We start from the raw sequence: 25,686 nt of genomic DNA on the forward strand, positions 1-25,686 counted from the left end.
ATGAAACTCAATACGTTGAAGCCCGCCGACGGCGCCCGCAAGGAGCGCACCCGGGTCGGCCGCGGCATCGGTTCGGGCCTGGGCAAGACCGCCGGCCGCGGCCACAAGGGCAGCTACGCGCGTTCGGGCAAGGGCAAGATCAAGCCCGGCTTCGAAGGTGGCCAGATGCCGATGTACATGCGCCTGCCGAAGATCGGCTTCCGCTCGCGCATCGCCAAGGACACCGCCGAAGTGATGCTGTACCAGCTCGACAAGCTGGAAGCGGGCGAGATCGATTTCGCCGCGCTGCGTGCCGCGCGCCTGGTGCCGTCCACGGCGAAGAAGGCGAAGATCGTGAAGAAGGGCGAAGTGGGCAAGAAGTTCGTGCTCAAGGGCGTGTTCGCCACTGCCGGCGCCAAGGCGGCGATCGAGGCCGCTGGCGGCCAGGTGCAGGAGTAATCGCGGATGTCGCGCAGCGGCAATGCGCTCGGCGGCATGCTGGGGGCTGGCAAGTTCACCGAACTTCGCCAGCGCCTGCTGTTCGTCATCGGTGCACTGATCGTCTATCGCATCGGCTGCCACATCCCGGTGCCCGGGGTGAACCCGCAGGCGATGACCGCGTTCATGTCGCAGCAGCAGGGCATCGTGAACATGCTCAACATGTTCTCGGGTGGCGCGCTGGAGCGCCTGTCCCTGTTCGCGCTGAACGTGATGCCGTACATCTCGGCATCGATCATCATGCAGCTGTGCGTGCAGATCTTCCCCACGCTCAAGGCGATCCAGCGCGAGGGTGAGTCCGGGCGCCGCAAGATCACCCAGTGGTCGCGCTATGGCGCGGTGCCGCTGGCGATCTTCCAGGCGATCGGCATCGCCACCGCACTGCAGGGGCAGACCGACCCGAACGGCATCCCGGTGGTGACCAATGCCGGCTTCACCTTCGTGTTCACCGCGGTGGTGGCGCTGACCGCCGGCACCATGTTCCTGATGTGGCTGGGTGAGCAGATCACCGAGCGCGGCATCGGCAACGGCGTGTCGCTGATCATCTTCGCCGGCATCGTCGCCGGGCTGCCGAGCGCGGTGGTGCAGACCGTCGAACAGCTTCGCAATGGCGACATGACCGCGATCCAGGGCCTGATGGTGGCGGCGCTGGTGTTCGGTTTCACCTGGTTCGTGGTGTTCGTCGAGCGTGGCCAGCGCCGGATCACGGTGAACTATGCGCGGCGCCAGGGCGGTCGTGGCTCGTACTCGAACCAGACCTCGTTCCTGCCGCTGAAGCTGAACATGTCGGGCGTGATCCCGCCGATCTTCGCCTCCTCGATCATCATGTTCCCGGCCACCGCCGCGCAGTGGTTCGGCAACAGTGGCTCGACCACCACGCACTGGATGCAACGCGTGGCCGCGGCGCTGTCCCCGGGCCAGCCGCTGTACCTGATCCTGCTGGCGTCGCTGATCGCCGGTTTCGCGTTCTTCTACACCGCGCTGGTGTTCAACTCGCAGGAAACCGCGGACAACCTGAAGAAGTCCGGTGCGTTGATTCCGGGCATCCGTCCGGGCCGCGCGACCGCCGAGTACATCGACGGCGTGCTGACCCGGCTGACCCTGGCCGGCGCCACCTACCTGGTGATCGTCTGTCTGCTGCCGGAACTGATGCGCACCGAGCTGTCCACCCAGTTCTACTTCGGCGGCACTTCGCTGCTGATCGTGGTGGTGGTGGTGATGGACTTCATCGCCCAGTTGCAGGCGCACCTGATGAGCCACCAGTACGAGAGCCTGCTGAAGAAGGCCAACCTGAAGGGACGCGGCGCACGCTGACCTTCATCCTGCCGCGGCCCGTGCGCTGGTGTGCACGGGTCGGGGCGAAGCGGGGCAGGGCCGTGGGCCCGACCCGCGCCGGGCTTGCCCGGCACCGGCGGCGGAGCGATCCGCCGTCACCAGCGCCGGGGCACCCGCTCCGGCACGCCATTGGCGCCGTCGCTTCCCCGCGGCGGCCAGATGGGCGACCCGGGCGGCATCCCGCGCCCGGGTGGATCCGCGGAATGCGCGCGTCGGAGTAACGCGCGCCGCATCGGGGCAACCCGGTGGCTGGCCACGGATCCGTTCGCCGGAGCATGGGCACACTCCCCATGCCGGTCGGAGGCCTCATGGCCACCGGCTTCCCTGAACCCGGGATTGTTGCTACAATTGTCAGTTTCCCCGGCCAAGCAGAGTCATTTTTTGGCCAATCAACCGTTTGGAGATCGCCTCATGGCGCGTATTGCAGGTGTCAACCTGCCTGCCCAGAAACACGTCTGGGTGGGGCTGCAAAGCATCTACGGCATCGGCCGTACCCGTTCCCGCCAGGTCTGCGAGGCCGCCGGCGTGGCGTCCACCACCCGTATCCGCGACCTGTCGGAGCCGGAAGTCGAGCGCCTGCGCGCCGAAGTCGGCAAGTACGTGGTCGAGGGCGACCTGCGCCGCGAGATCGGCATGGCGATCAAGCGCCTGATGGACCTGGGCAGCTATCGCGGCCTGCGCCACCGTCGTGGCCTGCCGCTGCGCGGCCAGCGCACCAAGACCAATGCCCGCACCCGCAAGGGCCCGCGCAAGGCGATCAGGAAGTAAGGAACAGAAATGGCCAAGCCCACCGCCAAGACCAGGAAGAAGACCAAGCGCGTCGTCACCGACGGCATCGCGCACGTGCACGCTTCCTTCAACAACACCATCATCACCATCACCGACCGCCAGGGCAATGCGCTGTCCTGGGCCACGTCCGGTGGTTCGGGTTTCCGCGGTTCGCGCAAGTCCACCCCGTTCGCGGCGCAGGTCGCGGCGGAGCGGGCCGGCAAGGCTGCGCTGGACTACGGCGTGAAGTCGCTGGAAGTGCGCATCAAGGGCCCGGGTCCGGGTCGTGAATCGGCCGTGCGTTCGCTGAACAACGTCGGCTACAAGATCCTCAACATCATCGACGTGACGCCGATCCCGCACAACGGGTGCCGTCCGCCGAAGAAGCGTCGCGTCTAAAGGGAGATCGACAGACATGGCACGCTATATCGGTCCCACCTGCAAGCTCGCGCGCCGCGAAGGCGCCGACCTGTCACTGAAGTCGCCCGCGCGCGCACTGGATTCCAAGTGCAAGCTGGAGCAGAAGCCTGGCCAGCACGGGCCCACTGCGCGTCGCGGCCGGCTGTCCGACTACGCTACCCAGCTGCGCGAGAAGCAGAAGGTCAAGCGCATGTACGGCCTGCTCGAGCGGCAGTTCCGCAACTACTACAAGAAGGCCACCAACCAGAAGGGCAACACTGGTGAAAACCTGTTGCAGCTGCTGGAAACGCGCCTGGACAACGTGGTCTATCGCATGGGCTTCGCGGTCACCCGCGCCTCGGCCCGCCAGCTGGTGTCGCATCGCGGCGTGCTGGTCAACGGCAAGCCGGTGAACCTGCCGTCCTATGCGGTCAAGGCCGGCGACGCGATCACCCTGTCGGAGAAGGCGCAGAAGCAGCTGCGCGTGCAGGAAGCGCTCACCGTGGCCCAGCAGATGAGTCTTTCGCCCTCGTGGGTGGAGGTTGATGCAGGCAAGTTCGCCGGCGTGTTCAAGGCCGTGCCGGACCGTGCCGACCTGCCGGCCGACATCAACGAAGCGCTGATCGTCGAGCTGTACTCGAAGTAATCCCCCCATCACGGCTTTCCGCCCGCCGGGAAGCCGCAGGAGATGCCCTACATGACGGCTACCGCCACCCAAGTGCTGCGTCCGCGCGGTCCGCAGATCGAGCAGATCACTGCCACCCGCGCCAAGGTCGTGATCGAGCCGCTGGAGCGCGGCTACGGCCACACCCTCGGCAATGCGCTGCGTCGCGTGCTGCTTTCCTCGATCCCCGGCTTCGCCATCACCGAAGTCTCGATCGACGGCGTGCTGCACGAATACAGCACCATCGAAGGCCTGCAGGAAGACGTGCTGGAAGTCCTGCTCAACCTCAAGGATGTCGCCATCCGCATGGCCAGTGGCGACAGCGCCACCCTGTCCCTGTCCAAGCAGGGTCCGGGCGTGGTCACCGCTGGCGACATCAAGGTCGACCACAATGTCGAGATCCTCAATCCCGAGCACGTGATCTGCCACCTGACCAAGGACGCGGCGATCGACATGCAGCTCAAGATCGAGCGCGGCTTCGGCTACCAGCCGGCTTCCGCGCGTCGCCACCCGGACGAGGAAACCCGCACCATCGGCCGTCTGATGCTCGATGCCAGCTTCAGCCCGGTGCGCCGGGTTGCCTACGCGGTCGAAGCCGCGCGCGTGGAGCAGCGCACCGACCTCGACAAGCTGGTGCTGGACATCGAAACCAACGGCGCGATCGACGCCGAGGAAGCGGTGCGTACCGCTGCCGACATCCTCACCGATCAGCTTTCGGTGTTCGGTGACTTCACCCAGCGCGAGCGCGGCGCAGCCAAGCCGCAGGTCGCCGGCGTGGATCCGACGCTGCTGCGTCCGATCGACGAGCTGGAGCTGACCGTGCGTTCGGCCAACTGCCTCAAGGCCGAAAGCATCTACTACATCGGCGATCTGATCCAGAAGACCGAGGTCGAGCTGCTGAAGACGCCGAACCTCGGCAAGAAGTCGCTCACCGAGATCAAGGAAGTGCTGGCCCAGCACGGCCTGTCGCTGGGCATGAAGCTGGAGAACTGGCCGCCGGCCGGCGTCGCCCAGCACGGCATGCTTGGGTGAGCTGATCTGCTTGCGAGCCACTGGCTCGCAGGCCAGCGAACGCCTGGCCATGGATGGTCGGGCCGGGCGTTCCGAAGCCCACGCAGTCGCGCCACGGATGGCAGCAACCGAACCCGCCAATCGGCATGACGCCGACTGGCACCGCTGCAGGAGCGACCAGGGTCGCCACTGCAGCAACATCGGCGACGGGCCAGCAGGTCCGCGCCGCGCGGCTCAGGGAAGCGGGCCGCAGGACCATCCGCAGTCCATGTTCCAGCGCCAGGATGGCGACAACGACGTCCACGGTTTCAATCTTCACAAGGAAATTCCGCCATGCGCCACAAGAACGCCGGCCGCAAGTTCAGCCGCACCAGCGCCCACCGCGAAGCCATGTTCAAGAACATGGCCGCCTCGTTGATCAAGCACGAGCTGATCAAGACCACCCTGCCCAAGGCCAAGGAGCTGCGCCGCGTCGCCGAGCCGCTGATCACCCTGGGCAAGACCGACTCGGTCGCCAACCGTCGCCTCGCTTTTGCGCGCCTGCGCGACAAGGAAGCGGTCGGCACCCTGTTCACCGTGCTCGGCCCGCGTTACGCCAGCCGTCCCGGTGGCTACCTGCGTATCCTGAAGTGCGGCTTCCGCGCCGGCGACAATGCGCCGATGGCCTACGTCGAGCTGGTGGATCGCCCGGGTGCGCCCGCCGCGGAGTGATCGTGCCGCGCACCTTCCCGCTTGACCATGAACCCCGGCTCGCCGGGGTTCGTCGTTTGTGCAGGTCGTGTTTGCATCCAGTGTGCAGCGGGCATTCGATCTGTTATGTTGCAATGCAAGATTGAATGACACGCCGATGGCTTCGATGAACCCGCTGCACTGGTCCTTCCGCACCCGCTTCCTGGCCGGGTTCCTCGCTTGTGCGGCTCTGTTGGCCTATGCGCTGTACGTGCAGTTCGTCGAGCGCCTGCTGCCGTGCCCGTTCTGCATCCTGCAGCGCTTGGCCTTCGCTGCTCTGGGCATCGTGTTCCTGCTCGGCGGCCTGCATGCACCGGCATCGCGCCGTGGACGCGGCGCCTATGCGGCACTGGCGATGCTGGCGGCGCTGGCCGGCGCGGTGGTCGCCGGGCGCCACCTGTGGGTGCAGCTCAATCCGCCGGAAATGGCGGCCTGCGGCGCCGGACTGGACTTCATGGTGCAGACCCGAGGCTGGTCCGGGGCAGTGGCCAAGGTGCTGACCGGCAGCGGCGACTGCAGCAACATCGACTGGAGCTTCCTTGGCCTGAGCATGCCGGGTTGGACGCTGATCTGGTACCTGCTGCTGGGGGCCTGGGCATTGATGGCGGTGCGTGGCACCGGGAGAACGACATGAGCAAACCACACGCCGTGCAATTGGCCAAGGACTGGACGCCTGAATCCTGGCGTCGCCTGCCGGCCGCGCAGCAGCCCGAGTACGCGGACGAGCTGGCGCTCAAGCGCGTGCTGGAGGAGCTGCATGCGCTGCCGCCGCTGGTCACTTCCTGGGAAATCCTCACCCTGCGCGAGCAGTTGGCCGAAGCCCAGGAAGGACGCCGCTTCCTGCTGCAGGGGGGCGATTGTTGCGAAAACTTCGCCTACTGCCGCCCGAGCATCCTCAGCAACCGGCTCAAGGTGCTGCTGCAGATGAGCCTGGTGCTGGTGCACGAGCTGCGCATCCCGGTGTTGCGCGTGGGCCGCTTCGCCGGCCAGTACGCCAAGCCGCGCTCGGCGCCGACCGAGGTGCGCGATGGCATCGAGCTGCCCAGCTACCGCGGCGACATCGTCAATGCGCCGGCGTTCGATGCCGAATCCCGGCGCCCGGACCCCGAGCGCATGATCACCGCGCATTCGCGCTCGGCATTGACCCTGAACTTCGTGCGCGCGTTGATCGATGGCGGCTTTGCCGACCTGCATTACCCGCAGAACTGGGACCTGTCCTGGGTCACCCACTCGCCGCTGGCTGATGAATACCGCCGCATCGTCGATGGCGTCAGCGATGCCCTGCGCTTCATGGAAACGCTTTCCGGTGAACCACCGCACAACCTCGACCGGGTCGACTTCTTCGCCTCGCACGAGGCCTTGCTGCTGCCCTACGAGCAGGCATTGACGCGGCAGGTGCCGCACCAGTGGGGCTGGTTCAACCTGGGCACGCACTACCCGTGGATCGGCATGCGCACCGCCGACCTCGATGGCGCCCATGTCGAGTACTTCCGCGGCATCCGCAATCCGATCGCGGTCAAGGTCGGGCCGGGGATGAGCGTCGACCACCTGCGCCGACTGATCGAAGTGCTGAACCCGGGCAACGAGCCGGGTCGGCTGAGCCTGATCCACCGCATGGGCGCACGGGACATCGCCGAAAAGCTGCCGCCACTGCTCGAAGCGGTGCGCCGCGAGGGCGCGCGCGTGCTGTGGGTGTGCGATCCGATGCATGGCAACACCGAGACCAGCAGCAACGGCTACAAGACGCGGCGTTTCGACAAGATCCGCAGCGAGATCGAGCAGGCGTTCGAACTGCATGCCGCGGCCGGCACGCGTCTGGGCGGCATCCACCTGGAGCTGACCGGCGAAGACGTGACCGAGTGCACCGGTGGTGCGCGTGAGTTGACCGATGGCGACCTCGCACGCGCCTATCACTCGACCGTGGATCCGCGGCTCAATTACGAGCAGGCACTGGAAACCGCGATGCTGATCGGACGCAAATACCAGCAGGGCCTGGCCACGCTCTGAGCCTGCACATGGCCCGCGCGGGCTTGCCGCATCCCGCGCCCTGGCGTGCACCCGCGAGTGTGCGGGTTGCCGTGCTCAGCGGCGGCGATACAGATCGCGCGCCAGCACCCAGACCACCAGCAGGTTGACCAGCAGGATCGCCAGCGTGAGCCAGTGCGGATGCCGCAGCAGCGCGACCACCTCGAACGGCACGTAGACCGCGGCGCCGACGGCGCCCAGCCACGAGGCCCAGGCACGGGCACGCCACAGGCCGGCGGCTTCGATCAGACGCAACAGCCCGTACAGCACCACCAGCGCGGCGACCAGGTTCAAGGTCCCGGCATCGATCGCCTTCACCAGCCACGCGCTGCTGCCGTGGTGCGGCTGCAGGTGCAGCAGTTCGGTGACGGATTGCAGCGCCGAGCGGAACGCATCCGGGCCCAGCCAGCGCAGGGCGCCGGCGAGCAGCAGGGCAAGCACGCCCTTGGCGGCTTCCAGCATGGCCACCGCGCGCAGGCTGGCGAGGCCCGGAGCGGCTGCTGCGTCACTCGACTCGTCCGGGCGCGCCATCATCGCGGCATCCTGATGCAGCCGCCCGTGCGTCAGGCGGCGCGGCTGGCGCGCTTGCGATCGACCTCGGTGCGCAGTTTCTTGCGCAGGCGGATTGCGCGCGGGGTGACTTCGACCAGTTCGTCGTCGTCGATGAACTCCAGTGCCTGCTCCAGCGAGAAGCGGATCGGCGGGGTCAGCGCCAGCGCATCATCCTTGCCGGAGGCGCGGAAGTTGGTCAGTTGCTTGGCGCGCAGGGCATTGACCGTGAGGTCGTTGTCCTTGGCATGGATGCCGACGATCTGGCCCTCGTAGATTTCCTCCTGCGGCGAGACGAACAGCCGCCCGCGCTCCTGCATCGCCATCTGCGCATAGGCGGTGGAGGTGCCGGTGTCGTTGGAGATCAGCACCCCGTTCTGGCGCTGGCCGATGTCGGCATCGGCGCGCGGACCGTAATGGTCGAACACGTGGAACAGCAGGCCGCTGCCCGAGGTCAGGGTCTTGAACTCGGTCTGGAAGCCGATCAGCCCGCGCGCGGGGATGATGAACTCCATGCGCACCCGGCCCTTGCCATCCGGTTCCATGCTCTGCAGCAGCGCCTTGCGTTCGCCCAGGCGCGACATCACGCTGCCCTGGTACTCCTCGTCCAGATCCACCACCAGCTGCTCGTAGGGCTCCTGCATCACGCCGTCGATCTCGCGCACGATCACTTCCGGGCGCGACACCGCCAGCTCGTAGCCTTCACGGCGCATGGTTTCGATCAGGATCGACAGGTGCAGTTCGCCACGCCCGCTGACCTTGAACTTGTCGGCGTCATTGGTGTCTTCCACCCGCAGCGCGACGTTGTGCGCGGTTTCGCGGATCAGCCGATCGCGCAGCTGGCGGCTGGTCAGGAACTTGCCGCCGGAGCGGTCCTTGTGCCCGGCAAACGGCGAATCGTTGACCTGGAAGGTCATCGAGATGGTCGGCTCGTCCACCGACAGCACCGGCAACGCTTCCACCGCCGACGGATCGCACAGGGTTTCGGAAATGCCGAGGCCATCGATGCCGGAAAAGGCCACGATGTCGCCGGCCTGGGCCTGGTCCACCTCGATGCGATCCAGCCCCATGAAGCCGAGCACCTGCAGCACCTTGCCGTTGCGGACCTTGCCATCGGTGCCGACCACGCTGACCGGCATGTTGGCGCGCAGGCGGCCGCGCTGGATGCGACCGACGCCGATCACGCCGACGTAGTTGTTGTAGTCGAGGCTGGAGACGCGCATCTGGAACGGGCCATCCTCGCTGACCGGCGGCGGTGGCACGTGGCGGATGATGGCCTGGTACAGCGCGGTCATGTCGCCGGAGCGCACCGACTCGTCGAGGCCGGCATAGCCGTTCAGGCCGGAGGCGTAGATCACCGGGAAGTCGAGCTGTTCGTCGCTGGCACCGAGCCGGTCGAACAGGTCGAAGGTCTGATCCAGCACCCAAGCCGGGCGCGCGCCCGGGCGATCCACCTTGTTGATCACCACGATCGGTTTGAAGCCCATGTCGAAGGCCTTCTGCGTCACGAAGCGGGTCTGCGGCATCGGCCCGTCCATGGCATCGACCAGCACCAGCACCGAATCGACCATCGACAGCACCCGCTCGACCTCGCCGCCGAAGTCGGCGTGGCCCGGGGTATCGACGATGTTGATGCGGTATTCCTCGCCTTCCGGCGACTTCCACTTGATCGCGGTGTTCTTGGCGAGGATGGTGATGCCGCGTTCTTTTTCGATGTCGCCCGAATCCATCACCCGCTCGGCCAGCACGGTGCGCTCGTCGAAGGTGTCGGATTTCTTCAGCAGCTGGTCGACGAGGGTGGTCTTGCCGTGGTCGACGTGGGCGACGATGGCGATGTTGCGCAGGTTTTTGATGGACATGGGAACGGGCCGCCGTCGTCGGGCAGCCATCGACTGAGGATGGGATGCCGTTGATTATACGCGCCGCCCGCCCGTGCCACGCGCTCTTGCGAAGCGGCATCGACGCCCCCAGATAGGCCGGGTCAACACCACGGAGAACTGCACATGCCCGTCACCGCCACCATCGACACCTCGCGCGGCCCGATCAAGCTCGAATTGTTTGCCGACAAGGCGCCGCTGACCGTCGCCAACTTCGTCAACCTGGCCAAGCGTGGCTTCTACGACGGACTCAACTTCCATCGCGTCATCGACAACTTCATGATCCAGGGCGGCTGCCCGCAGGGGCGCGGCACCGGCGGTCCCGGCTACCGCTTCGAGGACGAAACCGACAACGGCGTCGCCCACGAACGCGGCGTGATCTCGATGGCCAATGCCGGCCCGAACACCAACGGCAGCCAGTTCTTCATCACCCACATCAAGACCGACTGGCTCGACGGCAAGCACACCGTGTTCGGCAAGGTGCTCGAGGGGCTGGAAGTGGTGGATGCGGTCAAGCAGGGCGATGCGATCAACTCGATCCGCATCGAGGGTGATGCCGACGCTGCATTGGCCGCGCGTGCCGACCGCGTTGCGGAGTGGAACAAGCTGCTCTCGGCCTGAGCCACTGCACACGGCAGGATCCCGGCGGGCGGTGCTTGGGCACCGCCCGTCGCGTTTGTGCCGGGTTATGCTGCGTCGGGCGGCACCGCCCGCCGCGCCCGGGAGGGAGAACATGAGCGTGATCGATCTGCAGATGCTGCGCGATCTGCTCGGCATCTGCGTGCTGCTCAATTACATGGTGTTGCTGCTGTGGTTCGGGGTGATCGTGTTTGCCCGTGACGGGCTGCAGCGCCTGCATGGGCGCTGGTTCGCCCTGGATCGGCACACGTTCGACGCGCTGCACTACGGCGCGATGGCGGCGTACAAGGTCGGCATCCTGCTGTTCGGCCTGGTGCCGTGGGTGGCGCTGACCTGGCTGCTGAGCGGCTGAGGCAGCTTCACTTCCAGCGCAGGCTGTCGAGCATGCGATCGACCTTGGCCTCGTCGCGCGGGTAGTAATACTCCGCCGGAGCGAGGAACAGGGCCAGCGCGAGGCGCTGGTCGTGCTCGAAGGCCGCGACCATGGCGCGATAGCGCAGGCCGTCCTGGTTGGACAGGTGCAATTCGAAGCGCACGCCTTCGTGCTTGCCGAAGTTCACCGGCCGCAGGTTTTCGCTGCGGATGCCGACCGCACCGGCGGCGGCCAAGCCGTCGACCACCAGGTCGCGGATCTCGTCGGCGCGTGCACCCGGGTGGAAATAGGCGCCATCGGGGCGGCGCGAGCTCTGCCGCTGGCCGAGGAAGATGAACTCCCCGGGCCGCACCGCCGGGATCAGGTACAGGCGATTGAGCAGCTCCCCGTCCATGGTCCAGATCTGGTGGCGGCCGGCATGGATCCGGGTCCACTCCATGCCGCTGTCGATCTGCAGCCGGCTGCCGGCACTGTTCGCGCCGGGTTTGACCAGCGCGGCACCGCCGCAGGCGGCCAGCAGCAGGGTCATGAGCACGACACCGAGCAGTTGATGCAGGCGAGGCGCGGGACGGCGGCGGGGGCGGGGACGAAGCTTCATCGGGGTGCTCCGAGCTTTTCCAGTGCGCGTTCGACCACGGCGCGGTCGCTGGCATCGGGGGCCTGTTGCAGGTAACGCCGCAGTGCCATGCGCGCGGCGTCGTGCTGGCCGCCGGCCTGCAGGGCGTAGCCATGCTCGCGCCAGGCCGCGGCCGGCGCCGGGTCGAACGTGACCGCTTCGGCATACAGCGCGGCGGCACGTTCGCGGTCACCGGCGCCAGCGCGGCGACGGTGGATTTCGCCGAGCTGGAAGGTCAGCAGGCCACGCTCGGTGGCGGGCGCATCCTGCAGCAGGCCCTCGACCAGCAACAGCGAGCTGGCATAGCGGCGCTGCGCAAGATCCGCAGCCAGCCAGCGCTGCAGGAACGGCCGCGTCGCCTTGCGGTAACGCTCTCCACCGCGTTCGCGCGTGGATGCGGGCGCGGCCAGCGCCACTTCGCGGATGTCCTCCAGGCGTTCGGCGGAGGGCGGATGGGTGGAGAACAGGCCCATGCGCTTCTGGTACGGGCGCGCGCGCTCCTCGGCCAGCATGCGCGCCCACAACTCGGCGCCGGCCTGCGGGTCGTAGTTTTCACGCAGCAGGGCTTCGACGCCGAGGCGGTCGGCTTCGCGTTCCATGTCGCGGCTGAACTTGAAGATGGTGGCGTAGCCGGCGAGGCCGCCGAGCATGGCGACGTTGGGCGCGCCTCCGGCGAAGGCGAGCACCTGGAATGCATTGATCAGGGCGCTGGTGTCCTTGATCCGGCGCCACTGGCGGATCGAGTGCTGTGCGGTGAAGTGCCCGGCCTCATGGCCAAGGACGAATGCCAATTCGGCTTCATTGCGCATGCGCAGCAATGCACCGGTCCAGACCAGCATCACCCCGTTCGGCGCCATGCTGGCATTGAACTCCGGCACGTCCATGATGTACACGCGCAGGTCGCGGCAATGCGCGGCGGCGGCGCGGCAGGCGACTTCGCGCACATAGGCATTGAGTGCCGGATCGCGCACCAGCAGCGGCGAGCGTTGCAGCTCCCGCTCGGCGCGCTCCATCGCATACCACAGCTCGTCCTCGTCGCTGCCGGCCTGCGGGCGGCTGCCGGGCGCGTTCTCGCGCAGCGGCGCGGTCGAGGCACAACCGGCGAGGAGGCCCAGTGCCATAAGCGCGACGAGCAGCGCGTGCCAGCGCCTCATCGCGGGAAGCCCTTGAGCAGGTCGCCGGCGGTTTCCTCGGCACCGGCCATGGTGCGCAAGTCGCCGGTTTGGTCCACCAGCAGGTTGTGCCAGACCACCTGGCCGGTGCGCAGGTCCACCAGCGAGGCCAGCCCGACCTGCATGCCGCCGCCGATGTCGCCACCCAGCAGCAGGAAGCCGATGAAGCGCATCGCAGCGCGGCCGCTGCTGGTATAGCTGTCGCGCATGTAGGTGAACAGTGCGTAGTCGGCGCCGGTGGCTGCGCGCAGGTCGGCCACGCCGGGACCGAGGCTCCATTCGAAACGGCCATGCTTGTTGCGCAGCGCACTGCCGCGACCGCTGTAGCGCACGATGCTGCTGGACACCGCCTGGTTCAGCAGCTCCAGCTGGCGCAGGCGCGATTCCGGTCCCGCATCCGCAGGAATCATGAAGTCTTCGCGCAGCTGCACGCCCTGGCGCTCGAGCAGGGTGCGTGCAGCCTGCGGATACAGCCGGCGCGCCTCTTCGCTCCAGGCACGGCGCGGTTCCTGGGTCCCGCCGGCACCGACTTCGTACAGCTCGATGTCGGGGCTGATCATCACCACGCTCCCGGACAGCCGCAGCGGCGTGCCGGCATCGCTGCGCGCGGTACGCACCTGGGTCGAGGTGCAGGCACTGAGCACGACCACCAACAACAGCGCGAAGGCCGTTTTGAGCAGGCCTTTGCGAGCGGTTCGGCAGCAGCCCTGTGTTAACATTTCGCACTCCCCGGGACGTCTTTTCCGCCCCGTTCCGGTTGGTGAATTCGGAGATCCATCCCCATGCCACAGCTCTCCCGGCGCATGTCCCGCGCCAAGCCCAGCGCGATCATGCAGGTCGCGGAAAAGGCCCGCCAACTCAAGGCCGAAGGTCGCGACATCATCAGTTTTTCGATCGGCGTGCCGAACTTCCTGCCCGGGCCTCACGTCTACGACGCCGCGCGTGAAGCGGTCGCGAAGGACAGCGGCCAGTACGGCAGCAACCGGGGTGCGGACACACTGCTCGATGCCTTCCTCGGCCATATCGGCAAGCTCGGCCTGGAGGGCTACACCCGCGCCAACTGCGCCACCGGCATCGGTGCCAAGCACATCCTCTACAACCTGGCCGAAGCCCTGCTCGACGAGGGTGACACGATCGCCTTCGCCACGCCGTACTGGACCAGCTACCTCGACATCGCCGAGATCGTCAACGCGAAGATCGAGCTGCTGCCGTGCCCGCCGGAGCAGGATTACAAGCTGACGCCCGGACAACTGGATGCGGCGCTGGCGAAGAAGCCGCGCGTGTTCCTGTTCAACAATCCGTCCAATCCGACCGGCATGGTCTATGGCAAGGACGAGATCAGCGCGCTGGCCGAGGTCATCGCGCGCCATCCGGACACCTGGATCATCACCGATGACATCTACAACCGCATGGTGTTCGATGACGTGGGTTATCACAACTTCGTGCATGCGCGTCCGGAGCTGCGTGACCGGGTGATCTTCGTCGATTCGCTGTCCAAGACCTACGGCATGCCCGGCTGGCGCGTCGGCTTCATGGCCGGCCCCGAAGTGGTCGCCAATGCGGTCACCACGATGAACTCCAACCACATCACCAACGTCCCGGAAATCGTCGCCGCCGCGGCCGTCGCCGCGTTGTCCGGCCCGCAGGACGTGCCCGAGGAAAAGTGCCGCGAGTTCGCAGCCAAGCGCGACCAGGTGATGGCGGTGATGGAGTCGATCCCGGGCGTTGCCTGCCCCCGGCCGCAGGGCGCGTTCTACGTGTTTCCGGATGTCAGTGCCTATTACGGCAAGTCGCACAATGGGCGGGTGATCGGCAACGACGTCGAGCTGTGCAACGCGCTGCTGGAAGCCAAGGGCGTGGCCTGCGTGCCCGGTTCGGCCTTCGGCGAGCCGCGCGCGCTGCGCATCAGCTACACCTGTCCCACGCCGCAGCTGGCGCCGGGCCTGGAGCGCTTCCGCGAGTTCTTCAGCGAACTGGCGTAAGCGATGCGCATCGGCCTGCTGCTGCTGGGCATGCTGGCACTGGCCATCGGCGGCTGGTGGTTCGGCGGTGGCACCAGGCTCGAGGCGGGTGATCCGCGCCTGCTCACCGGCGAGGACGGCATCGTCCTGCTGGCCGCCGACTGGTGCCCGTATTGCCGGCGTCAGCAGGCCGAGTTCGACCGTGCCGGCGTCAACTACACCCGCATCGACATCGATACCTTCGATGGCGAGAAAGCGATGTCGGCGGTCGGTGCGCACGGCGTGCCGGTGACCGTGATCGGCCAGAACGTGGTGCGTGGCTACGATACCGCGCGCCTGCAACAGCACCTATCCGCGCTTGGCTACAGCGTGTACTGAGCGCCCGCATTTCCGACCCCACAGGAGCATCCCCATGAAAGCCCCCGTCCGAGTTGCAGTCACCGGCGCCGCCGGCCAGATCGGTTACGCCCTGCTGTTCCGCATCGCCTCCGGCGAAATGCTGGGCAAGGACCAGCCGGTGATCCTGCAGATGCTGGAACTGCCGCTGGACAAGGCCCAGGCCGCGCTCAAGGGCGTGATGATGGAGCTGGAGGACTGCGCCTTCCCGCTGCTCGCCGGCATGGTCGGCACCGATGATCCGGAAGTCGCGTTCAAGGATGCCGATTACGCCTTGCTGGTCGGTGCGATGCCGCGCGGCCCGGGCATGGAGCGCAAGGACCTGCTGCTGAAGAACGCCGAGATCTTCACCGTGCAGGGCAAGGCGCTGAACAAGGTCGCCAGCCGCGACGTCAAGGTGCTGGTGGTCGGCAACCCGGCCAATACCAATGCCTACATCGCGATGAAGTCGGCTCCGGACCTGCCGGCGAAGAACTTCACCGCGATGCTGCGCCTGGACCACAACCGCGCGCTGAGCCAGCTCGCCACCAAGGCCGGCGTGCCGGTCGCCGACATCAAAAAGCTGGTGGTATGGGGCAACCACAGCCCGACCATGTACCCGGACTACCGCTTCGCCGAAGTGGACGGTGCCTCGCTGAAGGACCGCATCAACGACGCCGACTGGAATGCCAACGACTTCATCCCCACCGTGGGCAAGCGCGGCGCCGCCATCATCGAGGCGCGCGGCCTGTCCTCGGCGGCCTCCGCGGCCAATGCCGCGATCGACCACATGCGCGACTGGGCGCTGGGCAGCGACGGCGAATGGGTCACCATGGGCGTGCCCAGCGACGGCAGCTACGGCATCCCCGAAGGCATCATCTACGGCGTGCCGGTGACCACCGCCAATGGCGAATACAGCGTGGTCAAGGACCTGCCGGTGGATGAGTTCAGCCGCGCGGCGATGGACAAGACGCTCGCTGAACTCGAAGAGGAGCGCGCCGGCGTCGCCCACCTCCTCTGACGTCCTGGAACTCGCCTTGGCGGTGTCGCCGGCACGGCGTGCAAATGCTCATGGACGTCAGTCCACTGCGCTTTGCCCGCCATGCCGCTCCTTGCCAAGGCTTCGTCCAGAACGTCAGAACTCGCGAGATTCGTGCGGACGGGACGGCATTGCGGCGGCGTTCGCGAACGCTCATGGACCGGTGTCCACTTCGCGCCCGCTCACGCCACCACGCCTTGCCAGCGCGTCGCCCGGAACGTCAGGGGCTGGCAGTGCCTTGGTGGTGTCGCCGGCACGGCGTGCAAATGCTCATGGACTTCAGTCCACTGCGCTTTGCCCTCCATGCCGCTCCTTGCCAAGGCTTCGTCCAGAACGTCAGAGGTCGTGGATTCGCTCTGGCTGCGTTGCGGCGGCGTTCGCGAACGCTCATGGACCGATGTCCACTTCGCGCCCGCTCACGCCGCCACGCCTTGCCAGCGCGTCGTCCGGTCCGGAACGTCAGAGATCCGGGGCTGGTCGGGAACGCGATTTCGCTTTGGCATCAAGGCGATAACGGGGAAGCTTCGGCTTCCCCGTTTCGTTTGCGCTCAGCGCGACGGTGCGGGTTGCCGCGGGTCGACGTCACGCAGCAAGGTCCACACCACGTCGCGGCCTTCGGCATCGCGACTCAAGCTCAGGCAGGCCGGCGCCGCCGGCAGCAGCGCTCGCGATGTCACCTGCGCAGGGCCATCAGGTGGGCAGGCGATCGGCCGCAGGAACAGGCCGCGGGCGTCGATTTCCCGCCGTGCGCGCACTTCGGTCAGGTCGCCGACGTCCTTGATCGTGCCTCCCGTTTCCGTCAGTGCGTCCTTGAAGTCGATCAGCACGTCGGCGCGCAGTGGCGCGGTGCCCTGCGCAATGAGGGTGCCGCCGCGGATGATGAGATCCGGCCATACCTTGCCGTTCTCCGGCAAGTCGAAGTAGTGGCCCGGATCAAGCCCGGCATGAGTGCCCGTGGCGATGCTGTCCAGCGCCGCCACCAGGGCAAGGAAATAGTGCCGGCGCAGCGTCTGTTTCTGCACATCGCCTTCGATGGCACCGGCTTCGATCAGGATCGTGCTGCTGCCCCATTGCGCGCTGAGATCGCCGAACGCACGCGGGTTGAAAGTCTCGTCCCAGCGCGCGAGATGGCCGGCCAGCGCCGGCTCCAGCGCGGCGCGGATCGCCACCGCGACTTCGATCGCCCGTCGCCGCAAGGGCCCGATCTCGCCGGAACCATCCGGCGGCGGTGCGAGCAGGGCAATCGCGGTGCCGCGCGCGGAATCGCCGGCACGGTAACCGGCTTGCTGGTCGTGCAGATTGAAACTGAACGCCGGACCGACCTTGTCGTACAGGCGCTTGAGTGCCTGCGCCTCCGGGCTGGCCAGCGCACGTGCATCGCGATTGATGTCCACGCCCTGCGCATTGCGACGCTGGAAGCGCAGCGCGCCATCAGGATTCATCAGTGGCAGCAGGTGCAAGGTGGTGCGGGTGCGCAGCCGCTGCACCAGCGGATGGTCGGGCTGCTCGCCGAGGAAGCGGAACAGGTCGGCCAGCGCCATCGTCGCGGTGCTTTCGTCCCCATGCATCTGCGACCACAGCAGGATCGGCGTCGCACCTTCGCCCCAGCGCACATGGCGCAGCATGCGGCCCTCGGCGCTGCGGCCGGCTTCGGCCACCTGGAAGCCGCGTTCGGCCGTCAGCAGCGGTGTCACGATGTCCCACCACGCTTCCGGCGCGAAGCGACGCGATTCGATCCCCGCGACACGCAGCCGGCTCGGGTAGTCATGCTCGAGTTCGGCCAGCCATGCCGGCGGCGGTGGCAGTGCAGTGGTGGGCTTCGCGTCCGCGCCCGTGCGCGGGGGGTGGCTGGCGCAGCCGACGCCGAGCATGAGGCTGGCGGCGAGCAGCAGCGTGGCAAGGGCAGGGCGGTTCATCGTCGCTGATCTCTCCGGGGCGATCCGACAGGGGTGTCGAGGCATCATAGAGCGCCCTCCAGGCTGGAGCCTCGTGCATGGAAAAGCGCTTCCCGCAGGTCGAAGCGAGCGGCATCTGCCCGGCGGACGCCTCATTCGCCGGGCTGGCGCTCCATCACGTCGATGCGCAGCTGCTGGTCATCGACAAGCCGGCCGGCTTGCTGTCGGTGCCGGGCAGACTGCCGCAGAACCGGGATTGCGTGATCTCGCGCCTGCAACGGCAGTGGCCGGATGCGCTGACCGTGCACCGGCTCGACCAGGTCACCAGCGGGCTGATGCTGTTTGCCCGCGGCGCGGCGATGCAACGGGCGCTTTCGATGCAGTTCGAACGGCGCGAAGTGGACAAGGGCTACGAGGCGTTGGTCGAAGGGCTGCCGGTGGATGATGGCGGCGGGATCGACCTGCCGCTGATCTGCGACTGGCCGAACCGGCCACGGCAGAAGGTGGATGTCGAGCACGGCAAGCCGGCGCTGACCCGCTGGCGGGTGCTGGCACGCGATGCGCGGTGCGGACGCAGCCGGCTGGCGCTGCAGCCGGTGACCGGGCGCAGCCATCAGCTGCGCGTGCATCTGGCCAGCATCGGTCATGCCATCGTCGGCGATGTCTTCTACGGTGCGGCTCCGGCGCAGCGGGTGTGCCTGCATGCGAGCACGCTGGCGTTCGTGCATCCGGCCAGTGGCGAGCGCATGACGTTTTCCTCGCCGGCGCCGTTCTGATCCGCGCGCGCCGCGCATTCAGCCGTCGTGGGGCGGGCCGTGTTCGACCAATGTCCAAGTGAACCGCCGGCCGCCTCGGCCTAGGCTCGGATCATTGCCCAGCCAAGCGGTGTCGCCATGTCTTCGTATCAGGAGTTCTACCAGCGTTCGATCGACGACCCGGAAGGCTTCTGGGCCGAACAGGCCGAAGCGATCCACTGGCACGTGCCGCCGCGGCAGATTCTCGACGATTCCAACCCGCCGTTCCGCAAATGGTTCGTCGGTGGCCAGACCAACCTCTGCTACAACGCGGTCGACCGCCACCTGGCCGAGCGCGGCGAGCAGCTGGCACTGGTGGCGGTATCCACCGAAACCAACCTGGTACGCGAGATCAGCTATCGCGAGCTGCATCGCGAGGTCAACACCTTCGCCGCGGTCTTGAAGTCGCTGGGCGTGGGGCGTGGCGACCGCGTGGTGATCTACATGCCGAACATGGCCGAGGCGGTGTTCGCCATGCTCGCCTGCGCGCGCATCGGCGCGATCCACTCGGTGGTGTTCGGTGGCTTCGCCTCGCACAACCTCGCCATGCGCATCGACGATGCCGAGCCCAAGCTGCTGATCTGCGCCGATGCCGGCATGCGCGGCGGCAAGGTGATTCCGTACAAGCCGCTGGTGGATGCGGCGCTGGCCGAATCCGCGCATCCGCCGGCGCATGTGCTGGTGGTCGATCGCGGGCTGGACCCGGATCGCAGCCGCGTCGAAGGCCGCGACCTGGATTACGCGCCGCTGCGCGAGCAGTTTGCCGATGCCGAAGTCGAGGTCGAATGGCTGGAATCCAACGAGCCCAGCTACCTGCTGTACACCAGCGGCACCACCGGCAAGCCCAAGGGCGTGCAGCGCGATGTCGGCGGCTATGCGGTGGCGATGGCGATGTCGATGTGGGCGATCTATGACGTGCGCCCCGGCCAGGTCATGTTCTCGACCTCGGACGTGGGCTGGGCGGTCGGCCATTCCTACAATGTCTACGGCCCGCTGATCGCCGGCGCCACCAGCATTCTCTACGAAGGCCTGCCGACTTCGCCGGATGCCGGCATCTGGTGGCGGCTGTGCGAGCAGTACGGCGTGCGCACGATGTTCTCCTCGCCGACCGCGATCCGGGTGCTGAAGAAGCAGGATCCGGAATGGCTGCACAAGTACGACCTGTCGAAGCTGCAATGGCTGTTCCTTGCCGGCGAGCCGCTGGACGAGCCGACCGCGGACTGGATCCACAAGGCGCTGGGCAAGCCGGTGATCGACAATTACTGGCAGACCGAAACCGGCTGGCCGGTGCTGTGCCTGATGCCGGGACTGGAGCTGAAGCCGGTCAAGTTCGGCTCACCGGGACTGCCGGCGCCGGGCTACCGGCTGCGGGTGATCGACGAGGCCAGCGGCGAGGACGCCGCCGCCGGGCAGAAGGGCGTGCTGGTGATCCAGCCGCCGCTGCCGCCGGGCTGCATGAGCACCATCTGGCGCAACGACGCCCGCTTCCGCGCCGGCTATTTCAGCCATTTCAACGAGCTGCTGTATTCCTCGCTGGACTGGGCGATCCGCGACGAGGACGGCTATACCTTCATCCTTGGCCGCACCGACGACGTGATCAATGTCGCCGGGCATCGCCTGGGCACGCGCGAGATCGAGGAATCGGTATCCAGCCATCCGGCGGTGGCCGAGGCCGCGGTGGTCGGCGTGCACGACGAGCTGAAGGGCCAGTTGCCGATCGTGTTCGCCACCCTCAAGCAGGCGGTGGATCCGGCCGAGGCCGCGCGCATGGCCGCGCAGATGCAGCAGCGCGTGGCCGATCAGCTCGGCGCGGTGGCCAGGCCCGCGCAGGTGCACGTGGTCAATGCGCTGCCCAAGACCCGCTCCGGCAAGCTGCTGCGGCGCTCGCTGCAGGCACTGGCCGAACACCGCGATCCGGGCGATCTGTCCACGCTGGACGATCCCGGTGCGCTGGACGAGGTGCGTCGGGTACTGGCTGCCGCCGAGGTCACGAAAGCCGGCTGAACATGCGTGCAGCACGCCAGCATCGGCCTGCGCCCGCCCGTTGCATCGGGTGGTTCGGGTCGCGCATGCAGCGGGCGCATACCCGGTGCACCGCCGGCATTTCCGGCATCACCTAAAATGGTGGTTTTCCCGCAGGAGTTCGCATGAGCCTTCCCGCATCCGCCGGCGCACGCTTCCGTGCCGCCCTGGCCGAAGAATCCCCGCTGCAGGTGATGGGCGCGATCACCGCCTACGCCGGGTTGATGGCCAAACGCGTCGGCTACCGTGCGCTGTACCTGTCCGGCGGCGGCGTTGCGGCCAATTCGCTGGGCATGCCCGACCTTGGCATCTCCACCATGGAGGACGTGCTGACCGACGCCCGTCGCATCGTCGATGCCACCGGCATGCCGTTGCTGGTCGACATCGATACCGGCTGGGGCGGCGCGTTCAACATCGCCCGCACCATTCGCAGCTTCGAGCGCATTGGCGTGGCCGCGGTGCACATGGAGGACCAGGTCGGGCAGAAGCGCTGCGGCCACCGTCCGGGCAAGGAAGTGGTGTCCAAGGCGGAGATGGTGGACCGGGTCAAGGCCGCGGTCGATGCCCGCAGCGATGCGGACTTCGTGATCATGGCGCGCACCGACGCGGCCGCGGCCGAAGGCATCGACAGCGCGATCGAGCGCGCCGTGGCCTATGTCGAGGCCGGCGCCGACATGATCTTCCCCGAGGCGATGAAAACGCTGGACGACTACCGCAAATTCAAGGCCGCGGTGAAGGTGCCGATCCTCGCCAACCTGACCGAGTTCGGCTCCACCCCGTTCTTCACCACCGACGAGCTGCGCGATGCCGGCGTCGACATCGCCCTGTACTGCTGCGGCGCCTACCGCGCGATGAACAAGGCCGCCCTGGGCTTCTACGAAACCGTGCGCCGCGAAGGCACGCAGAAGAACACCATCGACCAGCTGCAGACCCGCGCCGAGCTGTACGACTTCCTCGGCTACCACGCCTACGAGGACAAGCTGGACGCGCTGTTCGCCAAGACCACCGAAACCGACAACCCGTGAGCCATGCGCCGCGGCGACCCCATGCACTGAACCGGAGAGCCCCATGAGCGAAACCACCAAGCCCAAGCCGAAGAAGTCGGTTGCCCTGTCCGGCACCGCCGCCGGCAATACCGCGCTGTGCACGGTCGGCCGCAGCGGCAATGACCTCAACTACCGCGGCTACGACATCAAGGATCTGGCAACCCGTTCCAGCTTCGAGGAAGTCGCGCACTTGCTGATCCACGGCAGCCTGCCGACCGCCGCGCAGCTGCGTGCCTACCGCACCAAGCTCAAGCGCCTGCGCGGGCTGCCGGCCATCGTCAGCGATGCGCTGGAGCTGGTCCCGGCCAACGCGCACCCGATGGACGTGATGCGCACCGGTTGTTCGGTACTGGGCACGGTGCTGCCCGAGCGCGAAGGCCATCCGCCGGCCGAGGCGCGCGACATCGCCGACCGCCTGGTGGCGAGCTTCGGCTCGATGCTGCTGTACTGGTGGCACTTCACCCGCAACGGCCGCCGCATCGACGTGGATACCGACGACGACACCGTCGCCGGCCATTTTCTGCACCTGCTGCACGGCGAGCCGGCCAGCGAGCTGCATGTCGAGGCGCTGGACAAGTCGCTGATCCTCTACGCCGAGCACGAGTTCAACGCCTCCACCTTCACCGCACGCGTCATTGCCGGCACCGGCAGCGACATGCATTCGTGCATCACCGGCGCCATCGGCGCGCTGCGCGGGCCCAAGCACGGCGGCGCCAACGAAGTGGCGATGGACATCATCAGCCGCTACGGCAGCGCCGACGAGGCCGAGGCCGACATCCGCGCGCGCATGGAGAAGAAGGAAATCATCATCGGCTTCGGCCACCCGGTGTACACCATCGGCGATCCGCGCAACCCGATCATCAAGGAACTCTCGCGCAAGCTGTGCGCCGAGGGCGGCAACCAGACCCTGTTCGACGTGTCCGAGCGCATCGAGAACCTGATGATGGACACCAAGAAGATGTTCCCCAACCTGGACTGGTACAGCGCCTCCAGCTACCACATGATGGGTGTGCCCACGCCGATGTTCACGCCGCTGTTCGTGATCGCGCGTACCACCGGCTGGGCCGCGCACGTCATCGAGCAGCGCGAGGACGGCAAGATCATCCGCCCCAGCGCCAATTACGTCGGTCCCGACGACCGCGACTACGTCGATATCGACCAGCGCTGACGCACGCCCGCGCCCGCCCCGTGCAAGCGGGCGCGCGCGCAGGGCAGGGCACGCCCGTGATCGCCCCGGCGCCGTGCCGCCTTCGCATCGTCCCCATCGCAGCGCACCGTCGCCCACTGCAGGAGAGCCAAGCATGAACAGCCAATTCCGCAAACCCCTGGCCGGCACCCGGCTCGACTGGTACGACGCCGCTGCCGCGGTCGATGCGATCAAGCCCGGCGCCTGGGCGCGCCTGCCGTACACCGCCAAGGTGCATGCCGAAAACCTGGTGCGACGCGCCGACCCGGCGCAGCTGGATGATTACCTGGGCCAGCTGATCGAACGCCGGCGCGATCTGGATTTTCCGTGGTTCCCGGTGCGCGTGGTCTGCCACGACATCCTCGGCCAGACCGCGCTGGTGGACCTGGCCGGCCTGCGCGATGCCATCGCCGAGGCCGGTGGCGACCCGGCCAAGGTCAACCCGGTGGTGCCGGTGCAGCTGATCGTTGATCACTCGCTGGCGGTGGAATGCGGCGGCTTCATGCCGGACGCATTCGAGCGCAACCGCGAGATCGAAGACCGGCGCAATGCCGACCGCTTCCATTTCATCGACTGGACCAAAAAGGCCTTCCGCAACATCGACGTGATCCCGCCGGGCAACGGGATCATGCACCAGATCAATCTGGAGAAGATGTCGCCGGTGGTGTACGTGGATGACGGTGTCGCCTTCCCCGACACCTGCGTCGGCACCGACAGCCACACCCCGCACGTGGATGCGCTGGGCGTGATCGCGATCGGCGTGGGCGGGCTGGAAGCGGAGAACGTGATGCTCGGCCGCGCCTCGTGGATGCGCCTGCCGGACATCGTCGGCGTGGAGCTGACCGGCAAGCCGGGGCCGAACATCACCGCCACCGACATCGTGCTGGCGCTGACCGAGTTCCTGCGCAACGAGCGCGTGGTCGGTGCCTACCTGGAGTTCTTCGGCGAAGGCGCGGCGCACCTGACCATCGGCGACCGCGCCACCATCTCCAACATGACCCCGGAATACGGCGCCACCGCCGGGCTGTTCTACATCGACCAGCAGACCCTCGACTACCTGCGCCTGACCGGCCGCGACGAGGCCCAGGTGCAACTGGTCGAAACCTATGCCAAGGCCGCCGGGCTGTGGGCCGATGCCATGCGCGAGGCCGAATACGAGCGCGTGCTGCGCTTCGACCTGTCCAGCGTCGGCCGCAACATGGCCGGCCCGTCCAATCCGCACCGGCGCCTGCCGGTGGACGAACTGGCCTCGCGCGGCATCGCCAGCAGCGCCGGGCTGGATGCCGCCCGCGCCGAGGAAGCCGCCGGCAAGCTGCCCGATGGCGCGGTGATCATCGCCGCCATCACCAGCTGCACCAACACCTCCAACCCGCGCAACGTGATCGCCGCCGGCCTGCTGGCACGCAATGCCAATGCCCGCGGCCTGAGCCGCAAGCCCTGGGTCAAGACCTCGCTGGCGCCGGGCTCGCGCGCGGTCGAGCTGTACCTGGACGATGCCGAACTGCTGCCGGAGCTGGAGCAGCTGGGCTTTGGCATCGTCGGCTTCGCCTGCACCACCTGCAACGGCATGTCCGGCGCGCTGGATCCGGCGATCCAGCAGGAAATCATCGACCGCGACCTGTATTCGGTGGCGGTGCTTTCCGGCAACCGCAACTTCGATGGCCGCATCCATCCCTATGCCAAGCAGGCGTTCCTGGCTTCGCCGCCGCTGGTGATCGCCTATGCCATCGCCGGCACCATCCGCTTCGACATCGAAAAGGACGTGCTCGGGATCGATGCCGAAGGCCGCGAGGTGCGGCTCAAGGACATCTGGCCCAGCGACGAGGAAATCGATGCGGTGGTCAAGGCCAGCGTCAAGCCGGAGTTCTTCCGCCAGGTGTACGAGCCGATGTTCAGGCTGCAGGTCGAACATGGCGAGCAGGTCAGCCCGCTGTACGACTGGCGCCCGCAATCGACCTACATCCGCCGCCCGCCGTACTGGGAAGGCGCGCTGGCCGGCGAACGCAGCCTGCGCGGCCTGCGCCCGCTGGCGGTGCTCGGCGACAACATCACCACCGACCACCTCTCGCCGTCCAACGCCATCCTGCCGTCCAGCGCCGCCGGCGAGTACCTGGCGAAAATGGGCCTGCCCGAGGAAGACTTCAATTCCTACGCCACCCATCGCGGCGACCACCTCACCGCGCAGCGCGCCACCTTCGCCAACCCCAAGCTGATCAACGAGATGGCGGTGGTCGATGGCGAAGTGCAGCAGGGCTCGCTGGCCCGCGTCGAGCCGGACGGCAAGGTCATGCGCATGTGGGAAGCGATCGAAACCTACATGGACCGCGGCCAGCCGCTGATCATCATCGCCGGCGCCGACTACGGCCAGGGCTCCAGCCGCGACTGGGCGGCCAAGGGCGTGCGCCTGGCCGGCGTGGAAGCGATCGTCGCCGAAGGCTTCGAGCGCATCCACCGCACCAACCTGATCGGCATGGGCGTGCTGCCGGTGCAGTTCCAGCCCGGCACCGACCGCAGGACCCTGCGCATCGACGGCAGCGAAACCTTCGATGTCGTCGGTGAACGCACCCCCGGCGCCACCCTGACCCTGGTCATCCACCGCAAGGACGGCGAAACCGTCGAAGTCCCGGTCACCTGCCGCCTCGACTCCGACGAAGAAGTCGCCATCTACGAAGCTGGCGGCGTCCTGCAGCGCTTCGCGCAGGATTTTCTGGCGGGCGAGGTCTGAGCGTCACGC

At 67.3% G+C, this 25,686-nt stretch carries 25 protein-coding genes; 19 read left to right on the forward strand and 6 right to left on the reverse strand.

Features of this window, described 5'->3' with window-relative positions; all coding sequences use genetic code 11:
- The 9 genes from rplO (at position 1) to ACW11F_RS00170 (ending at position 7,390) form a co-directional block, all read left to right on the forward strand.
- The gene (gene rplO, locus ACW11F_RS00130) at positions 1 to 438 is read left to right on the forward strand and encodes a 50S ribosomal protein L15 (RefSeq protein WP_456994683.1); all 438 of its coding nucleotides are present in this window, start codon (positions 1 to 3) and stop codon (positions 436 to 438) included.
- 6 nt (positions 439 to 444) lie between these two features.
- Complete coding sequence (secY, locus tag ACW11F_RS00135) at positions 445 to 1,791, forward strand: preprotein translocase subunit SecY (RefSeq protein ID WP_456994685.1); 1,347 nt, start codon at positions 445 to 447, stop codon at positions 1,789 to 1,791.
- 432 nt (positions 1,792 to 2,223) lie between these two features.
- Positions 2,224 to 2,580 carry a 30S ribosomal protein S13 gene (gene rpsM / locus ACW11F_RS00140; protein WP_456994687.1) on the forward strand — a complete coding sequence of 119 codons (357 nt, stop codon included), beginning with the start codon at positions 2,224 to 2,226 and terminating at the stop codon, positions 2,578 to 2,580.
- A gap of 9 nt (positions 2,581 to 2,589) precedes the next feature.
- Positions 2,590 to 2,979, forward strand: coding sequence for a 30S ribosomal protein S11 (rpsK, locus tag ACW11F_RS00145; RefSeq protein ID WP_456994689.1), 390 nt, complete (start codon positions 2,590 to 2,592; stop codon positions 2,977 to 2,979).
- Between the two features lie 16 nt (positions 2,980 to 2,995).
- On the forward strand, positions 2,996 to 3,625 hold the full coding sequence (gene rpsD / locus ACW11F_RS00150; protein WP_456994691.1) for a 30S ribosomal protein S4: 630 nt from the start codon (positions 2,996 to 2,998) through the stop codon (positions 3,623 to 3,625).
- A 51-nt stretch (positions 3,626 to 3,676) separates the two neighbouring features.
- Positions 3,677 to 4,675 carry a DNA-directed RNA polymerase subunit alpha gene (locus ACW11F_RS00155; protein WP_456994693.1) on the forward strand — a complete coding sequence of 333 codons (999 nt, stop codon included), beginning with the start codon at positions 3,677 to 3,679 and terminating at the stop codon, positions 4,673 to 4,675.
- 312 nt (positions 4,676 to 4,987) lie between these two features.
- Positions 4,988 to 5,365, forward strand: a complete 378-nt coding sequence (gene rplQ / locus ACW11F_RS00160) for a 50S ribosomal protein L17 (RefSeq protein ID WP_456994695.1) — start codon at positions 4,988 to 4,990, stop codon at positions 5,363 to 5,365.
- A 145-nt stretch (positions 5,366 to 5,510) separates the two neighbouring features.
- The gene (locus ACW11F_RS00165) at positions 5,511 to 6,017 is read left to right on the forward strand and encodes a disulfide bond formation protein B (RefSeq protein ID WP_456995843.1); all 507 of its coding nucleotides are present in this window, start codon (positions 5,511 to 5,513) and stop codon (positions 6,015 to 6,017) included.
- Complete coding sequence (locus ACW11F_RS00170; RefSeq protein ID WP_456994697.1) at positions 6,014 to 7,390, forward strand: class II 3-deoxy-7-phosphoheptulonate synthase; 1,377 nt, start codon at positions 6,014 to 6,016, stop codon at positions 7,388 to 7,390. The genes ACW11F_RS00165 and ACW11F_RS00170 overlap by 4 nt, the downstream gene beginning before the upstream one ends.
- A gap of 75 nt (positions 7,391 to 7,465) precedes the next feature.
- Here ACW11F_RS00170 and ACW11F_RS00175 read toward each other — a convergent pair whose 3' ends face one another.
- Positions 7,466 to 7,942 (reverse strand): DUF2127 domain-containing protein, encoded by a 477-nt coding sequence (locus ACW11F_RS00175; protein WP_456994699.1) that lies wholly within the window; start codon positions 7,940 to 7,942, stop codon positions 7,466 to 7,468.
- Positions 7,943 to 7,971: 29 nt separating this feature from the next.
- The gene (gene typA / locus ACW11F_RS00180) at positions 7,972 to 9,816 is read right to left on the reverse strand and encodes a translational GTPase TypA (protein ID WP_456994701.1); all 1,845 of its coding nucleotides are present in this window, start codon (positions 9,814 to 9,816) and stop codon (positions 7,972 to 7,974) included.
- A gap of 144 nt (positions 9,817 to 9,960) precedes the next feature.
- Here typA and ACW11F_RS00185 point away from each other — a divergent pair, with 144 nt between their 5' ends.
- Positions 9,961 to 10,455 carry a peptidylprolyl isomerase gene (locus tag ACW11F_RS00185; RefSeq protein ID WP_456994703.1) on the forward strand — a complete coding sequence of 165 codons (495 nt, stop codon included), beginning with the start codon at positions 9,961 to 9,963 and terminating at the stop codon, positions 10,453 to 10,455.
- A 112-nt stretch (positions 10,456 to 10,567) separates the two neighbouring features.
- A complete protein-coding gene (locus tag ACW11F_RS00190; RefSeq protein WP_456994705.1) occupies positions 10,568 to 10,825 on the forward strand; it encodes a DUF6868 family protein in 258 nt (85 codons plus the stop codon).
- A gap of 7 nt (positions 10,826 to 10,832) precedes the next feature.
- Here ACW11F_RS00190 and ACW11F_RS00195 read toward each other — a convergent pair whose 3' ends face one another.
- Genes ACW11F_RS00195 through ACW11F_RS00205 form a run of 3 tightly spaced genes read right to left on the reverse strand, consistent with a single transcriptional unit; the run spans position 10,833 to position 13,290 of the window.
- Positions 10,833 to 11,444, reverse strand: a complete 612-nt coding sequence (locus ACW11F_RS00195; RefSeq protein ID WP_456994707.1) for a hypothetical protein — start codon at positions 11,442 to 11,444, stop codon at positions 10,833 to 10,835.
- Complete coding sequence (locus ACW11F_RS00200) at positions 11,441 to 12,616, reverse strand: M48 family metalloprotease (RefSeq protein ID WP_456994709.1); 1,176 nt, start codon at positions 12,614 to 12,616, stop codon at positions 11,441 to 11,443. Before ACW11F_RS00200 ends, ACW11F_RS00195 begins: the two co-directional genes overlap by 4 nt.
- Positions 12,613 to 13,290 carry a hypothetical protein gene (locus ACW11F_RS00205; protein ID WP_456994711.1) on the reverse strand — a complete coding sequence of 226 codons (678 nt, stop codon included), beginning with the start codon at positions 13,288 to 13,290 and terminating at the stop codon, positions 12,613 to 12,615. The genes ACW11F_RS00200 and ACW11F_RS00205 overlap by 4 nt, the downstream gene beginning before the upstream one ends.
- Before the next feature lie 147 nt (positions 13,291 to 13,437).
- Here ACW11F_RS00205 and ACW11F_RS00210 point away from each other — a divergent pair, with 147 nt between their 5' ends.
- Genes ACW11F_RS00210 through ACW11F_RS00220 form a run of 3 tightly spaced genes read left to right on the forward strand, consistent with a single transcriptional unit; the run spans position 13,438 to position 15,991 of the window.
- The gene (locus ACW11F_RS00210) at positions 13,438 to 14,616 is read left to right on the forward strand and encodes a pyridoxal phosphate-dependent aminotransferase (RefSeq protein ID WP_456994713.1); all 1,179 of its coding nucleotides are present in this window, start codon (positions 13,438 to 13,440) and stop codon (positions 14,614 to 14,616) included.
- 3 nt (positions 14,617 to 14,619) lie between these two features.
- The gene (locus tag ACW11F_RS00215) at positions 14,620 to 14,973 is read left to right on the forward strand and encodes a glutaredoxin family protein (protein WP_456994715.1); all 354 of its coding nucleotides are present in this window, start codon (positions 14,620 to 14,622) and stop codon (positions 14,971 to 14,973) included.
- Positions 14,974 to 15,007: 34 nt separating this feature from the next.
- Complete coding sequence (locus ACW11F_RS00220) at positions 15,008 to 15,991, forward strand: malate dehydrogenase (protein ID WP_456994717.1); 984 nt, start codon at positions 15,008 to 15,010, stop codon at positions 15,989 to 15,991.
- A gap of 566 nt (positions 15,992 to 16,557) precedes the next feature.
- Here the strand turns inward: ACW11F_RS00220 and ACW11F_RS00225 are convergent.
- Positions 16,558 to 17,925, reverse strand: a complete 1,368-nt coding sequence (locus tag ACW11F_RS00225) for a M14 family zinc carboxypeptidase (protein ID WP_456994719.1) — start codon at positions 17,923 to 17,925, stop codon at positions 16,558 to 16,560.
- A 77-nt stretch (positions 17,926 to 18,002) separates the two neighbouring features.
- On the opposite strand from ACW11F_RS00225, the gene ACW11F_RS00230 reads away from it, so the two are divergent.
- From ACW11F_RS00230 to acnD, 5 genes are all read left to right on the forward strand, one after another.
- Positions 18,003 to 18,680, forward strand: a complete 678-nt coding sequence (locus ACW11F_RS00230; RefSeq protein ID WP_456994721.1) for an RluA family pseudouridine synthase — start codon at positions 18,003 to 18,005, stop codon at positions 18,678 to 18,680.
- A 117-nt stretch (positions 18,681 to 18,797) separates the two neighbouring features.
- On the forward strand, positions 18,798 to 20,702 hold the full coding sequence (gene prpE, locus ACW11F_RS00235) for a propionate--CoA ligase (protein ID WP_456994723.1): 1,905 nt from the start codon (positions 18,798 to 18,800) through the stop codon (positions 20,700 to 20,702).
- Between the two features lie 143 nt (positions 20,703 to 20,845).
- On the forward strand, positions 20,846 to 21,745 hold the full coding sequence (prpB, locus tag ACW11F_RS00240; RefSeq protein ID WP_456994725.1) for a methylisocitrate lyase: 900 nt from the start codon (positions 20,846 to 20,848) through the stop codon (positions 21,743 to 21,745).
- A gap of 43 nt (positions 21,746 to 21,788) precedes the next feature.
- Positions 21,789 to 22,934 carry a bifunctional 2-methylcitrate synthase/citrate synthase gene (gene prpC, locus ACW11F_RS00245; RefSeq protein ID WP_456994727.1) on the forward strand — a complete coding sequence of 382 codons (1,146 nt, stop codon included), beginning with the start codon at positions 21,789 to 21,791 and terminating at the stop codon, positions 22,932 to 22,934.
- A 133-nt stretch (positions 22,935 to 23,067) separates the two neighbouring features.
- The gene (gene acnD / locus ACW11F_RS00250) at positions 23,068 to 25,677 is read left to right on the forward strand and encodes a Fe/S-dependent 2-methylisocitrate dehydratase AcnD (protein WP_456994729.1); all 2,610 of its coding nucleotides are present in this window, start codon (positions 23,068 to 23,070) and stop codon (positions 25,675 to 25,677) included.
- Positions 25,678 to 25,686: the final 9 nt, after the last annotated feature.

The organism is Luteimonas sp. e5 (assembly GCF_054031035.1).